General features: G+C 64.6%; 12 protein-coding genes. 7 read left to right on the top strand and 5 right to left on the bottom strand.

Annotated features, from left to right (window positions below):
- Positions 1 to 5: 5 nt before the first annotated feature.
- Positions 6 to 680, top strand: a complete 675-nt coding sequence (locus ACYCVF_RS36170; protein WP_459604854.1) for a Crp/Fnr family transcriptional regulator — start codon at positions 6 to 8, stop codon at positions 678 to 680.
- 194 nt (positions 681 to 874) lie between these two features.
- On the opposite strand, the gene ACYCVF_RS36165 is transcribed toward ACYCVF_RS36170, so the two are convergent.
- The 4 genes from ACYCVF_RS36165 to ACYCVF_RS36150 all read right to left on the bottom strand — a co-directional run bounded on the left by ACYCVF_RS36165 (position 875) and on the right by ACYCVF_RS36150 (position 7,472).
- A complete protein-coding gene (locus ACYCVF_RS36165; RefSeq protein ID WP_459604853.1) occupies positions 875 to 4,021 on the bottom strand; it encodes an efflux RND transporter permease subunit in 3,147 nt (1,048 codons plus the stop codon).
- Positions 4,021 to 4,950, bottom strand: a complete 930-nt coding sequence (locus tag ACYCVF_RS36160; RefSeq protein WP_459604852.1) for an efflux RND transporter periplasmic adaptor subunit — start codon at positions 4,948 to 4,950, stop codon at positions 4,021 to 4,023. Before ACYCVF_RS36160 ends, ACYCVF_RS36165 begins: the two co-directional genes overlap by 1 nt.
- A gap of 158 nt (positions 4,951 to 5,108) precedes the next feature.
- Positions 5,109 to 5,780, bottom strand: coding sequence for an OmpA family protein (locus ACYCVF_RS36155; protein ID WP_459604851.1), 672 nt, complete (start codon positions 5,778 to 5,780; stop codon positions 5,109 to 5,111).
- Between the two features lie 144 nt (positions 5,781 to 5,924).
- Positions 5,925 to 7,472, bottom strand: a complete 1,548-nt coding sequence (locus ACYCVF_RS36150) for a caspase family protein (RefSeq protein ID WP_459604850.1) — start codon at positions 7,470 to 7,472, stop codon at positions 5,925 to 5,927.
- Between the two features lie 362 nt (positions 7,473 to 7,834).
- Here ACYCVF_RS36150 and ACYCVF_RS36145 point away from each other — a divergent pair, with 362 nt between their 5' ends.
- Entirely contained in the window at positions 7,835 to 8,641 is an 807-nt protein-coding gene (locus ACYCVF_RS36145) for an N-acyl homoserine lactonase family protein (protein WP_459604849.1), read from the top strand.
- A 103-nt stretch (positions 8,642 to 8,744) separates the two neighbouring features.
- Here the strand turns inward: ACYCVF_RS36145 and ACYCVF_RS36140 are convergent, their stop codons facing one another.
- Positions 8,745 to 9,287: a MarR family winged helix-turn-helix transcriptional regulator gene (locus ACYCVF_RS36140; RefSeq protein ID WP_459604848.1), complete on the bottom strand. Its 543-nt coding sequence runs from the start codon at positions 9,285 to 9,287 to the stop codon at positions 8,745 to 8,747.
- Positions 9,288 to 9,398: 111 nt separating this feature from the next.
- Between ACYCVF_RS36140 and ACYCVF_RS36135 the strand changes: the two genes are divergently transcribed.
- The 5 genes from ACYCVF_RS36135 to fahA all read left to right on the top strand — a co-directional run bounded on the left by ACYCVF_RS36135 (position 9,399) and on the right by fahA (position 15,017).
- Positions 9,399 to 11,003, top strand: coding sequence for an FAD-dependent oxidoreductase (locus tag ACYCVF_RS36135; RefSeq protein ID WP_459604847.1), 1,605 nt, complete (start codon positions 9,399 to 9,401; stop codon positions 11,001 to 11,003).
- Positions 11,004 to 11,015: 12 nt separating this feature from the next.
- Positions 11,016 to 11,240: a DUF2783 domain-containing protein gene (locus ACYCVF_RS36130; RefSeq protein WP_459604846.1), complete on the top strand. Its 225-nt coding sequence runs from the start codon at positions 11,016 to 11,018 to the stop codon at positions 11,238 to 11,240.
- Positions 11,241 to 11,258: 18 nt separating this feature from the next.
- Complete coding sequence (locus ACYCVF_RS36125; protein ID WP_459604845.1) at positions 11,259 to 12,215, top strand: MBL fold metallo-hydrolase; 957 nt, start codon at positions 11,259 to 11,261, stop codon at positions 12,213 to 12,215.
- Between the two features lie 2 nt (positions 12,216 to 12,217).
- A complete protein-coding gene (hmgA, locus tag ACYCVF_RS36120) occupies positions 12,218 to 13,564 on the top strand; it encodes a homogentisate 1,2-dioxygenase (RefSeq protein ID WP_459604844.1) in 1,347 nt (448 codons plus the stop codon).
- A gap of 178 nt (positions 13,565 to 13,742) precedes the next feature.
- Entirely contained in the window at positions 13,743 to 15,017 is a 1,275-nt protein-coding gene (gene fahA, locus ACYCVF_RS36115; RefSeq protein ID WP_459604843.1) for a fumarylacetoacetase, read from the top strand.
- Positions 15,018 to 15,163: the final 146 nt, after the last annotated feature.

Genomic DNA, 15,163 nt, shown 5'->3' with positions numbered 1-15,163 from the left:
TTGAAATGAGCAAGCAGGCCGAATTTGCGGTCATCCTGAAGATGAACCCGATGTTCGCCGATCTCGGCGCAGACGAGCTCCAGCGGCTGTCCAATCTCTGTCACACCCAGCATTTGGGCAACGGCGAGGTGCTGTTCCAGAAGGGCGATCCCGGGGGTGCGCTGTTCGGCGTGCGCCGCGGACAGGTCCGCATCGAGACCGGCGCCTCCGACGGGAGTCGGCTGACGCTGAATTTCATGGGGCCGGGCGACCTGTTCGGCGAGGTCGCGGTGCTGGACGGCCAGAACCGCACGGCAGACGCCACCGCCGGCGAGGCCAGCGAGCTGTTCGTGCTGCGGCGCGAGGATTTCCTCGGCTTCCTCGAGCGCGAGCCGAAGGTGGCGATCAAGATCATCGCATTGCTGTGCCAGCGCATCCGCTGGCAGAGCGAGCGCATGGAGGAATCCATGCTGCAGCCGCTGCCGGTTCGCCTGGCGCGGCGGCTCTGCGCGCTCGCTGCCGATTTCGGCTCTGAGGTCCACATCTCGCAGGAACAGCTCGGCGTCTTCGTCGGCGCCGCCCGCGAGAGCGTCAATCGCCAGCTTCAGGCCTGGCGCAAGGACGCGATCCTGGATCTCCAGCGCGGCCGCATCCTGCTGCGGAACATGACCAAGCTGACGGCGATCGCGCGGAACGAGTGAATTAGCCAGCTGCGCACCTCAATCGTGTCGAGGTAGCTCGTCAGCGGAGCCCCGGCTGGCGAACCACGCCTTGGCGCCCGGCAGTGGTACGGCTTGACCAGTGCGCCTGAACGTGTCGCAGCGGAGACGATCTTCCGCGACGTCAGGCTCATGGGCGCCGCTCGCAGGCACGTCCGGCGCTTTCGGGGTCGCGGCTACTCCGCCGCCGGATGCACGACATTCTTCGGCAGGTGCGCCTGCGTCGGCGCCGCCGCGTGATGGTCACCGGTTTCCGCATCCTCGCTGTGCACGATCAGCCGCTTGGCGAAGCGCCAGATCAGGGCGCCGACATCGTCCATCACCATGAACATCGCGGGCACGAACACCAGCGACAGGATGGTCGAGAAGATCAGGCCGCCGATCACCGCGAGCGCCATCGGGGAACGGAACTCGCCGCCGGCGCCGACCGCGAGCGCGCTCGGTATCATGCCGGCGGCCATCGCGATCGTGGTCATCACGATCGGGCGGGCGCGCTTCATGCCGGCGTCGATCATGGCCTCCTCGCGCGGCTTGCCCGCGTGAATGGCTTCGATGGCGAATTCCACCAGCATGATCGCGTTCTTGGTGACGATGCCCATCAGCATGAGGATGCCGATCCACACCGGCGTGGTGAGCTGCTTGCCGGTGAGGAGCAGGGCCGCGATGGCGCCGCCGATCGAGAGCGGCAGCGAGAACAGGATGGTGATCGGTTGCAGGAAGGTGCCGAACAGCAGCACCAGCACGGCGTAGACCATCATCAGCCCCGCCGTGATCGCGGTCGCGAAGCCGTCCGACAATTCGTTCAAGCTTTCCGCGTCGCCGGAGGGCGAGACCTTCACGCCCTTCGGCAGGGTCTTCATGACCGGCAGGTCGTAGATCTTCTTGGTGGCATCGCCGAGCGCGGCGGAGCCGACGAGGTCGGCGGCGACGGTCGCCTGGCGTTCGCGATCGTAACGGTTGATGCTGGTCGGACCCTGGTCGAGCTTGACGTCGGCAATGACGGAGAGCGGCACGCCACCTTTCTCGCCGCGCTCGCCGAGCGGCACGCGGAGCTGCTCCAGCGTCTTCAGATTGCCGCGGGCGGCATCCTCGAGCTGCACGCGGATCGGAACCAGGCGGTCGCCCACGTCGAACTTCGCGAGCGCAGGTCCGACGTCGCCGATGGTGGCGACGCGGATGGTCTGCGACAGGCTTTCCGTCGAGACGCCGAGCCGTGCGGCGAGATCGGCGCGCGGCTCGATCCGCAGCTCGGGTCGTTCCAGCGAAGTTTCCGAGATCACGTTGGAGATGGTGGGAATGCGCTTCATCTGCGTCGCAAGCTCGCTCGCGACGTTGTTGACGATGTTGGGATCGACCCCGGTCACGACCAGCGAGATCGCGCGCAGGCCGTTTTCGTCCAGGAACCAGAAGCGGATATCGGGAACGTTCTCCAGCTCCTGGGTGATGGAGAATTCAAGCTCGCGCTGGGTGATGTCGCGGCTGTCCTTGGGCGTGTAGTTGATGATCAGGGCGGCGCGCCGGACCTCCTGGGTCCCGGGCGGAACGCGCCCGCCGTCCACGAAGATGCTCTTGACCTCGGGCCGCTTGCGCAGGCGCGCGACGATGTCCTCGGTGACTTTTTCGGTATAGGCGAGCTGGGTGCCGGGCGGCAGCTCGAGCGCAAGCAGCGAGCGGGCGCTGTCCTGGGCCGGCAGGAATCCCTGCGGCAGCAGCGTGATGCTCCAGATCGAGGCGGCGAAGACCCCGAGGCCGATCAGCACCGTGATGAAATAGTGCTTCACCGACCAGGCTACGAGCCGATGATAGGAGCGCAATATGCGGCCGGGCGGCGGTTCCTGATGCGTATGATGCTTGAGGAAGTAGGCGGCCAGCACCGGGGTGACGAAGCGGGCCGCGAGCAGCGAGAAGAACACCTGTACCGAGACGGTGATGCCGAACTGCTTGAAGAACTGTCCGGCGATGCCCGACATGAAGCTCGCGGGTGCGAAGATCGCGATGATGGTCAGCGAAATCGCGATGACCGCGAGGCCGATCTCGTCGGCGGCCTCCAGCGCGGCACGATAGGGCGACTTGCCCATGTTCATGTGCCGGACGATGTTCTCGATCTCGACGATGGCATCGTCGACGAGAATGCCTGTCGACAGCGTGATGGCGAGAAAGCTGACCAGATTCAGCGAGAAGCCGAGCAGGTCCATCGCCCAGAACGCCGGGAAGATCGACAGCGGCAGCGAGATCGCGGCGATGATGGTCGCGCGCAGGTCGCGCAGGAACAGGAGCACGATGACGACGGCGAGGATGGCGCCTTCGAACAGCGTCGAGATCGCCGCGTGGTAATTGCCCTTGGTATATTCGACCGAGGTATCGATCACCTTCAGGTCGACGTCGGGATAGGAGGCCTTGAGCGCGTCGATGCGCTTCTGCACGGCCTCGGCCACCTTCACGTCGCTGGCACCCTTGGAGCGCTTTATGCCGAGCGCGACGATGGGCTCGCCGTTGAAGCGGGCGAAGGTGCGGCGGTCGGCGATGGTGTCGGTGACTGTGCCGAGGTCGTCGAGCCGCACCTCGCCGCCGCCGAACAGCGGGATCATGGTGCCGGCGAGATCGCCCAGCGTCTTTGCGCCCGCGAGCGTGCGAATCGCCTGGTCGTTCTTGCCGATCTCGGCGCGGCCGCCGGCGACGTCGACATTGGTGCCGCGCAGGCTCTGGCTGACATTGACGGCGGTCAGTCCCATCGCCTGCAAACGATCGGGGTCGAGGGAGACCAGGATCTCGCGCTCGACACCGCCGATACGCTCGACCTGGGCGACGCCGCGCACGCCCTGCAGCGCGCGCTTGACCACGTCGTCGACGAAATAGGAGAGCTGCTCCGGCGTCTTGCCGGGCGAGATCGCGGCATAGGTCACGATCGGCAGGCCGATGACGTCGACGCGCTGGATCAGCGGCTCGGTGACGTTCTGCGGCAGGTTGGAGCGCACGCGCGTCACCGCGTCCTTGACGTCGTTGATCGCCCGGTCCGTGTTGGTCTCGAGCGCGAACTGGATCGTGGTGACCGACAGGCCGTCGGTGATCGAGGAGGTGATGTGCCTGACGCCCTCGACGCCGGAGACCGCGTCTTCGACCGTCTTGGTGACCTGGGATTCGAGCTCGGCTGGCGCTGCGCCGAACTGCGAGACCGCAACCGAGATCACGGGGATGTCGGCCGACGGCAGCCGCGTCACCGCAAGCTTGGTGAAGGAGACCCAGCCGAGAATCAGGAGGATGATCGAAAAGACGACAGACGGCAGCGGATTACGGATCGACCATGCCGAGATATTGAGAGCCATCAGCGTACCCGCGTGCGATCGAGTTCATCGGCGAACATGGTTTTGATCTGGTCGCCGTCATGGAGCGAAGAGCCGGCGTCCGCCACGACGATGTCGCCGACCTCCAGGCCTTCCAGAATTTCCGTCGAGGTGTCGGACGACAGTCCGACCCGCACCTTGCGTGTCTCGATGACATTGCCTTTGACGACCTGCACCATGAGATGGTCGATCGCGGTCTTGGGGATCGAAACGCCGCAGCTGCGCTTGGCGTCGATCGAGGCGCGGGCGAACACGCCGACCTTCAGCGAGGGATTGTTGGCGACACTGATGCGGACGCGCCCGAGCTGGGTGGCGCGGTCGATTTCGGGTGCAACCAGCCGGACCCGTCCGATCAGATCGGGCGCGTCGTCCCGGCTGATGCGCACGGTCGCACCGGAGCTGAGCTTGGACATGTGCACCGCCGGAACCTGTGCGTCGAGTTCGATCTCGTTGTTGACCGCGATGCGGAACATGGGACCGGCCTGCGGCGAGGCCGGTGCGCCGACGATGGTGCGCACCTCGGTGACGAGGCCCGGCGCAGGTGCTTTCAGCGAGATGGGACCTTGCGCGCCGGGGCGCTGCGGCTGGCCCGGGATCTGCGGTGGCGGAGTCAGGCGCGCCAGCTCCTGGTTGTCGGCGACCATGGCGCCTTCGGTGACCAAGAGGTCGGTGACCCGGGAGCCTTCCTGGTCGGCAACGACCACGGCCTCGCGGCGCGGCACGAAGAAACCGGTCACCCGGACCAGGTCGGAGAAGCAGGCATTGGTCGACTTCGTCACGATGACGAGCGCCTCGCCCGGCGTCTCCTTTGGTTCGGGCCGATGCCGATGATCGAACAGATAATAGCCGACGCCGACCGCGACGACGAGCACCACGGTTCCGGCCGGTTTGAGATATTCAGTCAAGTTCATCGCCGGATCATCCTGACCGGGCTCACGGCCATCCACGCGAGGCCGATACAGAGCGTTTCCCTGAAATGAAGCGGCGTCCCGCAAGGCTGCGGGACGCGCTTTGAAAGCGAGACCTTACACCACATCACGACCTGTTACTGCAAAGGATTACGTCGTGCTCACTTCGATGCGGTGGTCTTGTTTTCCATGTTGACGACCTGCACGCGGCGGTTGACCTCTGCCATCGGCTGGCTCGCATTCTTGAGCTTGCTCTCGCCGTAGCCGACGGTGACGAGGTCGGTCGCGGAGATGTTGTACTTCTCGACGAGGTAGCGCTTGATCGAATCCGCGCGACGCTCTGAAAGCTCCTGGTTGTAAGCCTCGCTTCCGGCGGCGTCGGTGTGGCCGGCGACCACGAAGGTCGAGCCCTTCAAATCGGGACTGGTCAGTGCCCGGCCGAGCGCCTGCACGGACGCCATCGATTTGGCGCTGATGTTGGCGGAGTTGTAGTCGAACGTGATTTCGAGATCGATGTTCGGCTTGTCCTTGGCGGCCGAGGCGATTTCCTCGCGTTCGGATGACGACAGCGAGCGCGTTGAGCGGCCACGCACGGACTGAAGCAGCTTGGTCTCCCCCGAGTTCGCCGCGGGTTCTGTCTGGGGGGCCATCGAGAGGCCGCGGGTCAGGGGCTTCTTGGCAGGCGGGGCGAGCGCGCGGACGATCTCGTCCTCGGAGACATTCTTGCTGTTGCCGTCGTCGCCCGCATATGCGGCCGATGGCGGCAACGACAGAACGGCGCCGACGGTGATGATGGACAGGATCGCGGTTAGTCCTTTTGCAGCCAATCTCATAGCCAGTCCCTCCTGCGCAGCCAGCTCGCGTGCTTCCAAACTCCAGCAGCAGGCCCCGGAAAAAGCCTGTTGCGACATCCGCCCATTAGTCTTGCTTGGGCTGTTCAAGGTTCGAGGGTTCGATCGCCTCGACCATAAAAAATATCAACGCACTCCGTAGCTTGCGAATTCCTGGACGATGTTCGGGTCCATCGCCTTGGCATTGGCGATGTCGAGCGCCCCCTCCTGGGCCGAGCCGTTGCGTTGCTTGGCAAGGCCCCGTCCGTAGAGCGAGGAGGTCAGGCGCGGGTTGATCTTCAGGGCCGCGTCGAAATCGGCGATCGCATTCTTCACCGCTCCCGACTTGAGGTTGACGAGTCCCCGGCTGTCCAGCGCATCGACGAAGTTCGGCCGCAGCCGCAGCGCTTCGTTGCAGTCCTTCAGCGCGCCCTGGAGGTCGCCGACCACGGTGCGGGTCCAGCAGCGGTTGTTCAGCGCCTCGACGTCCTTCGAATTGATCCGGAGAGTGTCGTCAAAATCCTTGATGGCGAGGTTGTAGGCGCCCTTGCTGGCATAGACCTGGCCGCGCCGGTACAGCGCGTTCACGTCGTCCGGATTGGCGGCGATCTTGGCGGTCAGGCCCTTGATCGTGGGATCGTCAGCCAATGTGGCGGCGCTGGGTCCGCTGTCCGTGTTCGGCGCGAGGCCGGGATCGATCGGCTTCACCGGCGGTGGCGGCGGGGGCAGGGCAGCCTCGATTTGCGGCTTGGGTGTGGGGGCCGGCGCGGGTGCGGGTGCGGGTGCAACTGGGGCAGCAGGAGCGGGTGCAGCAGCCGTGTCGGCCGGCTTCGGCTTCGGCGGGGTCGGCGGGGCAGGTGGTGCCGGCGGCGGGTTGTTGGCGACGACGGCCGGCGCAGCGGGAGGTGCGGGCGTCGTCGTCGTTGCGGGGCGCGATCCGCCGGCCCCCGGAATGAACGAGAAATCCTCGGCCAATGACGAGGAAATCCACGGCACCTGCTCGCCGCGCGAGGCGCGGGTGACGCCCATCTTGGTGCGGTTCAGCGTCTCCTCGGCCATCAGGTCGGGGACGCGGATTTCCTTCAGCAGTTCCTGGACGAACAGGCTGTGCTCGCCGCCGGCGTCCGAGACCACCGAGGCCAGTGCCGCCGAATACATCACCAGCGTTCCGTTCGGCGCGATCACCGGGGTCAGGCCGGCGGAGAAGCTGCGGAACCGCCGCTCGAACGGGTTCCGCCGGGAGGCGTCGATCAGCGCAATCTTGACGCCGGCGCCGCGGGTATTGAGCTCGCCCAGGATGGTCTCGAGGCTGAAGCCGTCGCGGCGCACGTCGGATTCGGTCCAGATCTGCGCATCGACCGGCAGCAGATAGCTCTGGCGCGCCGACTGGATCCCGAAACCGCTGAAGAACACCAGCGCCACCGATCCCGGCTTGATCTTGCCGTAGAGCTTGTCGAAGGCACGACGCATGCCGTCGCCAGTCAGATTCTCGCCGATCTCGACCGAAAAGCCGTCGCGCTTGAGCTCATCGGCGACGTCGCGCGCGTCGTTGATCGGCTCTTTCAGCGGGGCATCCGCATCCGGATACTTTGCGTTGCCAATGACCAGCGCAAAGCGGTCGCCGGCCGCCAGCGATGGGGCAATCGGAACAAGCGAGATGAGCAAGGGCAGAAGGAAAAAGAAGCGAATTTTCATAATCAGCGCGGTCCAGCCAAAAAGGCGCCGTCCAGCTTGCGCCGCGGCGACCTTAACTTACGCTCCAAGCATTATCAAACCGGGGACGGGGGGCGTCAACCGCTTGGAGATTCGACCTTATCGCGATTATTGACGGTAACGGAAGGGCGTGGCGCGAGCGGAATAGAGGGGCTGTCATGACAGTACTCGGCGCGACCTGGTTCGATCCAATCGGAAGCATGCTAGGGCAATCATGACGATGAAAATGTGATTGGTCTCACATTGGGGGCGGCTCCGGCACGACGCCTCGTTTGACCTTTCCCGGCGGCGATGGCTTGGTGAACTCGATCGTCCCAGAAGATCCAACTCAGAAAAGCAAGAGCATGGGAAACGTCTACGAAATCTACGCCCTGCGTTACGCGACGATGTCGCCGCGCACCCCCCACATGAACTTCCTGGCGCCCGATCCACATGACAGTGCGGCGCAGGACCTCGACTATTTCGTCTGGCTGATCCGTGGCGGTGGCCGCGACATCCTGGTCGACACCGGCTTCAACGCCGAGGAGGCGAGCGCGCGGGCGCGCAAGCTGACGCTCAATCCGGTCGATGCGCTTGAGCGTTTCGGCGTCGCCGCGTCCGGGATCCGCGACGTCATCGTGACGCATCTGCATTACGATCACGCCGGCAATCTCGACCGCTTCCCGTATGCGCGCTTCCATCTTCAGGAGCGCGAGATGGCTTACGCGACCGGCCGCTGCATGTGCAATGGCCTGTTGCGCCATCCGTTCTCGGTCGAGCACGTCACGCAGATGGTGCGCCACGTCTATGGCGAGCGCGTCACTTTCTATTCCGGCGACGGCGAGGTCGCGCCCGGCGTCACCGTGCATCGCGTCGGCGGGCATTCCGACGGCTTGCAGGTGGTCAGGGTCGAGACCGCGCGCGGGCCGGTGGTGCTCGCCTCCGATGCCGCGCATTACTACGCCAATCTGCAGCGCCGCAGCCCGTTCCCGATCGTCTACAATGTCGGTGACATGGCGGTTGGCTGGGAGACGATCGAGCGTCTTTCCGGGCATCCGGATCGTTTCATACCGGGGCATGATCCGATCGTGACGGAGATCTATCCGCGCGCCAGCGACAAGACGGACGCCTGGGCGCTGCATCTGCCGCCGACGAGATCGTTTGCGAAATGAGGTTGTCATTCCGGGGCGCGCGAAGCGCGAGCCCGAATCCAGAAGTTGTAACGCGAGATTCCGGGTTCGCCGCTGTCGCGGCGCCCCGGAATGACAGCGGTGCTTAATACGCCTGTTTGGCGTCGGCCTCTTCACTGGTCTGAATCAGGTCGAGGCTCTGCTCGATCTTGCCGAGCAGGGCCGACAGCTGCTTGCGCTCCTGCGCGGAGAGGCAGGCGAGGATTTCATCCTCCCGCCGCAGCAACTGCGGAAACAGCTCCTCATACAGCGCGCGGCCCTTCTTGGTCAGTTGCAGGCGAAATTCGCGGCGGTCGGCTTCGTTCTCGACCCGTTCGATCAGGCCCGCGTTAAGCAGCGTCGTCACCGCGCGGCTGATGGTGGATTTGTGCGTGCGGGTGCATTGCGAGATGAATTGCGCGCTGCAGGCATCGTTGCGGAAGCCGAGCGTGGCGATCACGCGCCAGGCTGGAATGTCGAGGCCATGCCGCTCCTGATATTCGACCGAAAGCGCGGAACTCACCTCCGCGGCGAGCCGGTTGAGGCGGAATGGCACGAACTTGAACAGATCGAGCCGTGGCTTGGGCGGCAATGAAGCCTCGCGGGCCTGCCGCGTCTTGAGCGCGATGTCGCTGGATGTCCTCGCCAAAGCAGAGCGCTCCGAATTCCAGTTGACGGCCGGCCGGCTCCGGTCCAAAATAGTTGCACGTGAGACTATCTAGCAGACCAGTCCTCTCCTGACCAGAGCCGAGGTTAGTGCATGGCGCAGGCCAAATCCCAGTTCGGCTATCGACGCCACCCCGATCAGGATCGTCCCGTTCAGCACCCGGCCGAGCATCCGGTCGTGGTGGTCGGCGCCGGACCGGTGGGGCTGTCGCTCGCGATCGATCTGGCCCAGCGCGGCCAGCGTGTGGTGCTGCTGGACGATGCCGACCGCATCGGTGAAGGCTCGCGCGCGATCTGCTTCTCGAAACGATCGCTGGAATATTGGGACCGGCTCGGCGTCGCCGACCGCATGGTCGAGAAGGGCGTGGTGTGGAGCGTCGGCCGCATCTTCCACGGCGAGTCTCAGCTCTACCAGTTCAACCTGTTGCCTGAAGACGGCCACAAGCGGCCGGCCTTCATCAATCTGCAGCAGTATTACGCCGAGGCCTATCTGGTCGATCGCATCAACGATCTGCCCGAGATCGACCTGCGCTGGCGCAACAAGGTGACGGGGATCGAGCAACGCAACGATTCCGTCGCGTTGACGATCGAGACGCCCGAGGGTGCATACCGCGTTCTGGCCCAATACGTCATCGCCTGCGACGGCGCGCGTTCCTCGCTGCGGCAGATGGTCGGCGCCGAGTTCGCCGGACAGGTGTTCGAGGACCAGTTCCTGATCGCCGACGTCAAGATGACTGCGGAATTCCCGACCGAGCGCTGGTTCTGGTTCGATCCGCCGTTCCATGCGGGACGTTCGGCGCTCTTGCACCGGCAGCCCGACGACGTCTGGCGGATCGACCTCCAGCTCAGTCGCTATGCCGATCCAGTGGTCGAGAAGAAGCCGGAAAACGTGCGACCGCGCATCGCGCGCATGCTCGGTCACGACAAGTTCGAGTTCGAGTGGATCTCGCTCTACAAATTCCAGTGCCGGCGGATGGATCGCTTCATCCATGGCCGCGTGATCTTTGCCGGCGATTCCGCGCATCAGGTCTCGCCCTTCGGGGCGCGCGGCGCCAATTCCGGGCTCGAGGACGCCGAAAATCTCTCCTGGAAGCTCGACCGCGTGCTGCGCGGCACCTCGCCCGCGAGCCTGCTCGATAGCTATCACATCGAGCGCAGCGCGGCCGCTGATGAGAACATCCGCGAGTCCACTCGCTCGACCGACTTCATGGCGCCGAACTCGCATCAGGAGGCGCGGCTGCGCAAAGCGGTGCTGTCGCTGGCCAAGGAGACCGAGTTCGGCAAGCGCATGGTCAATGGCGGGCGGCTGTCGGTGCCGTGCAGCTATGACTCGCCGCTGTCCTCGCGCGATGCGGATCCGTGGGCCGGCGGACCGTCTCCGGGCTGTTCCATGCTCGATGCGCCCGTCGCGGGCGAGCAGGCTTATCTGACCGACGCCTTCCGCAAGGGTGGAACGCAGTTCACCCTGCTGTCGTTCGACAATGATACGACGATCCAGGCTCCTGATGGCGTCAACGACATCCGCATCGGCGGCGAGGCCGGGCTTGCCGATCCGTCGGGGCTCGCGGCAAAGCGGTATGATGCCCAGCCTGCGACGGCCTATCTGCTGCGGCCCGATGGCTACGTCGCCGCGCGGTTCCGTCACCCGACCGGTGCCATGATTGCGGCCGCGCTGTCGCGCGCCCAGGGTTTGAACTGAGGTTCTTGCGCAATGGCTCTCTCGACCAGCTCGAACTTCGCGCGCCCGGACGATGCCTTTCGCGCCATCGTCGAGGCGCATCGCGGTCTCACGGAGGAGCAGAGCGCCGACTTCGATGCGGCGCTGGTCCTGATCCTTGCCAATCATATCGGCGACATCGACGTGCTGCGCGAGGCGATCGGGCTCGCCAAGCGCCGCATGATCGACGACCAGCAGCAACAGCAGCAACAACAATAGACTTGTAAGGAAGCATCGATGGCGAAGAACTTCGCATCCACCGGCGATCTCTCCGAGAAGAAGATCACCTTCTCCGAGATCGGCACCGATCTTTACGCCTTCACCGCCGAGGGCGATCCGAACACGGCCGTGATCGTCGGCGACGACGGCTGCCTCGTGTTCGACGCGCAGGCAACGCCCGCGATGGCGAACAAGGTGATCGAGCGCGTGCGCGCCGTCACCGACAAGCCGATCAAATATGTCGTGCTGTCGCACTATCACGCCGTGCGCGTGCTCGGCGCTTCCGCCTACAAGGCGCAGGGAATCGTCGCCTCGCAGGAGACCTATCGCCTGATCCAGGAGCGCGGCAAGCAGGATTGGGATTCCGAATATGGCCGCTTCCCGCGCCTGTTCCAGGACGCGCAGAGCATCCCGGGCCTGACCTGGCCGACGCTGACCTTCGAAGGCGAGATGTCAATCTACCTCGGAAAGCGTGAGGTCCGTTTGATGCAGCTCGGAGCCGGCCACACCTCCGGTGACATCGTTGCCTGGGTGCCGGACGCCGAGGTGATGTTCTCCGGCGATCTCATCGAATATCACTCGGCCTGCTATTGCGGCGATGCTCATCTGCGCGAATGGCCGATGACGTTGAACGAGATCCGCAACTTCAATCCGAAGGCGATCGCACCGGGCCGCGGCGATGCACTCAAGGGCACAGCCACGGTGCGCGAGGCCATCGCGATGACGCGAGACTTCGTCACCTCGCTCTATGGCGCCGCCGAAATCTCCGTCGCGAAAGGCCGCACGCTGAAGGAATCGATGGCGGCGACCCGCGAGGTGATGGATCCCAAGTTCCACAGCTTCGCCATCTACGAGCACTGCCTGCCGTTCAACGTGTCGCGCGCCTACGACGAAGCGTCGGGGATCGACGATCCCGTGATCTGGACCGACAAACGCGACCAGGAAATGTGGGCCGCCTTGCAAGGAGGAGGATAGTCATGAACATCAACACCTCACCCGACCAGATCATCCGCAGCTCGGCGCAGGTTACGCCCGGCTACATGTCCGGCTTCGGCAACAGTTTCGAGACTGAGGCGCTGCCCGGCGCATTGCCGATCGGGCGCAACTCGCCGCAGCGCTGCGCCTATGGCCTTTATGCCGAGCAGCTCTCGGGCTCGCCCTTCACGGCGCCGCGCGGCAGCAATGAGCGCTCCTGGCTCTACCGCATCCGTCCCTCGGTGAAGCATTCCGGCCGGTTCGACAAGATCGACGCCGGGCTGTGGCGATCGGCGCCGTGCCATGAGCATGATTTGCCGATCGCGCAGCTGCGCTGGGATCCGACGCCGCTGCCGAAGGAAGAGGTCACCTTCGTGGAGGGCGTGCAGACCATGACGACGGCCGGCGACGTCAACACTCAGGCAGGCATGGCTGCGCATGTCTACCTCATCACCAAATCCATGGTGGACCAGCATTTCTACAATGCCGACGGCGAGCTGATGTTCGTGCTGCAGCAGGGTAATCTGCGCCTCGTCACCGAGTTCGGCCGCATCGACGCCGAGCCCGGCGAGATCGTGGTGATCCCGCGCGGCGTCAAGTTCCGCGTCGAGATTCCGAATGGTCCCGCGCGCGGCTATCTCTGCGAGAACTATGGAGGCGCCTTCACGCTGCCGGAGCGCGGGCCGATCGGCGCCAATTGCCTCGCCAACGCGCGCGACTTCCTCACGCCGGTTGCGTATTACGAGGACAAGGACACACCGACCGAGCTGTTCGTCAAATGGGGTGGGTCGCTGTTCAAGACGCAGCTCCCCCATTCGCCGATCGACGTCGTCGCCTGGCACGGCAATTACGCGCCGTACAAATACGATCTGCGTACCTTCTCTCCCGTCGGCGCGATCGGCTTCGACCACCCCGATCCCTCGATCTTCACGGTGCTGACCTCGCCGTCGGAGACCGCGGGCACCGCGAACATCGACTTCGTGATCTTCCCCGAGCGCTGGATGGTCGCAGACAACACCTTCCGTCCGCCCTGGTATCACATGAACATCATGAGCGAGTTCATGGGCCTGATCTACGGCGTCTACGACGCCAAGCCGCAGGGCTTCGTCCCCGGCGGCATGAGCCTGCACAATTGCATGCTGCCCCACGGCCCGGACCGCGACGCTTTCGAGCACGCCAGCAATGGCGAGCTGAAGCCCGTCAAGCTGACCGGCACCATGGCCTTCATGTTCGAGACCCGCTACCCGCAGCGCGTCACCGCGCATGCGGCGAATGCGTCGACATTGCAGGACGATTACGCGGATTGCTGGACGGGACTCGAGAAGCGGTTCGATCCGAACCGGCCGTAGTATTCTTCCCCTCTCCCCTTGTGGGAGAGGGTGGCTCGCCGCGCAGCGGCGGGACGGGTGAGGGGTTTCCTCCGCAAGTACACCTCTCTCATCCGGGCACGCGGACAGACACCCCTCATCCGGCGCTTCGCGCCACCTTCTCCCACAAGGGGAGAAGGAAGAAAGAATCGAGCCGAAAGTGACAGCTCACCCCAACGACCCCAGCCTCCGCTCCTTCATCGAAGTCGACCCGGCCTCCGACTTCCCGATCCAGAACCTGCCCTATGGCGTGTTCTCGACTGCGGCCAACCCGGCGCCGAGGGTCGGGGTCGCGATCGGAGACTACGTGCTCGATCTTTGGGAACTCGAGCAGGATTCGCGGCTCGACGTCGGGCCGCTCGGCGTGTTCTCGGCACCTTCGCTCAACCCCTTCATGGCGCTGGGGCCGAAGGTGTGGACGAAGACACGGGCGAGGATCAGCGAGCTGCTGCGTCACGATCATCCGGAGCTGCGCGACAACGAGGAGCTGCGTAGCCGCGCGCTGGTGCCGATGCGGGACGCAAGATTGCACATGCCCTTCACCGTCTCCGGCTACACCGACTTCTATTCGTCGAAGGAGCACGCCACCAATGTCGGCGTCATGTTCCGCGGCAAGGACAATGCGCTGCAGCCGAACTGGCTGCATATGCCGATCGCCTATAACGGCCGCGCCTCCACTGTCGTGGTGTCGGGGACCCAGGTGAAGCGTCCGCGCGGGCAGCTGAAGCCGCCGAACGTCGATGTGCCGAGCTTCGGGCCGTGCAAGCGGCTCGATTTCGAGCTGGAGATGGGCGTCGTAATCGGCCAGCCCTCGCCGATGGGCGGCATGCTCAGCGAGCAACAGGCCGAGGAGATGATCTTCGGCTTCGTGCTGCTCAATGACTGGAGCGCGCGCGACATCCAGCAATGGGAATATGTGCCGCTCGGTCCCTTCCTCGCCAAGGCGTTTGCCACCTCGATCAGCCCCTGGGTGGTGACGCGCGAGGCGCTGGAGCCGTTCCGGCTGAGGGGGCCGGAGCAGGAGCCGGTACCGCTCGACTATCTCAAGCAGGCCAAGCCGCAGAACTACGACATCGCGCTCGACGTCTCCCTGCGCGCTGCCGGCGCCAATGCTGCCGCCGGCATCAGCCACACCAACTTCAAGTACATGTACTGGTCATCGGTGCAGCAATTGATGCACCACGCCTCCTCCGGCTGCGCCATGAATGTCGGCGATCTCCTGGGCAGCGGCACGATCTCCGGTCCGGAGAAGAACCAGCGCGGTAGTCTTCTGGAGATCAGCTGGAACGGCACCGAGCCGGTCGAATTGCCCGGTGGCGTGAAGCGTTCGTTCCTGGAAGACGGTGACAGTCTCGTCATGCGCGGCTGGTGCCAGGGCAATGGCTATCGTATCGGCTTCGGCGAGGTCGAGGGGACGATCTTGGCGGCGGAGTGATCTCCGCCATCGCTACAAACACCGTCATATGTGGACGGCCCCTATTGGCAAGCACTTTTTGAAATATCGAACGACTTGGTCGGCTTCAGTCATATGTCCGGCCTGTTGGTGCGGGTTTACGACCGCTGGCCCTGATGAAATCCGAT

It is taken from the genome of Bradyrhizobium cedriense, assembly GCF_054602315.1.
The sequence above is the reverse complement of the archived record's forward strand: the minus strand, read 5'-3'. Positions and strand labels throughout refer to the sequence as shown.

Bases quoted from the DNA above. Each gene is read 5' to 3' on its own strand.
- ACYCVF_RS36150 (WP_459604850.1), bottom strand. From the start codon at position 7,472: ATGAAAATTCGCTTCTTTTTCCTTCTGCCCTTGCTCATCTCGCTTGTT.
- ACYCVF_RS36160 (WP_459604852.1), bottom strand. From the start codon at position 4,950: ATGAACTTGACTGAATATCTCAAACCGGCCGGAACCGTGGTGCTCGTC.
- ACYCVF_RS36125 (WP_459604845.1), top strand. From the start codon at position 11,259: ATGGCGAAGAACTTCGCATCCACCGGCGATCTCTCCGAGAAGAAGATC.
- ACYCVF_RS36165 (WP_459604853.1), bottom strand. From the start codon at position 4,021: ATGGCTCTCAATATCTCGGCATGGTCGATCCGTAATCCGCTGCCGTCT.
- ACYCVF_RS36155 (WP_459604851.1), bottom strand. From the start codon at position 5,780: ATGAGATTGGCTGCAAAAGGACTAACCGCGATCCTGTCCATCATCACC.
- hmgA (WP_459604844.1), top strand. From the start codon at position 12,218: ATGAACATCAACACCTCACCCGACCAGATCATCCGCAGCTCGGCGCAG.
- ACYCVF_RS36170 (WP_459604854.1), top strand. From the start codon at position 6: ATGAGCAAGCAGGCCGAATTTGCGGTCATCCTGAAGATGAACCCGATG.
- ACYCVF_RS36145 (WP_459604849.1), top strand. From the start codon at position 7,835: ATGGGAAACGTCTACGAAATCTACGCCCTGCGTTACGCGACGATGTCG.
- ACYCVF_RS36130 (WP_459604846.1), top strand. From the start codon at position 11,016: ATGGCTCTCTCGACCAGCTCGAACTTCGCGCGCCCGGACGATGCCTTT.
- ACYCVF_RS36135 (WP_459604847.1), top strand. From the start codon at position 9,399: ATGGCGCAGGCCAAATCCCAGTTCGGCTATCGACGCCACCCCGATCAG.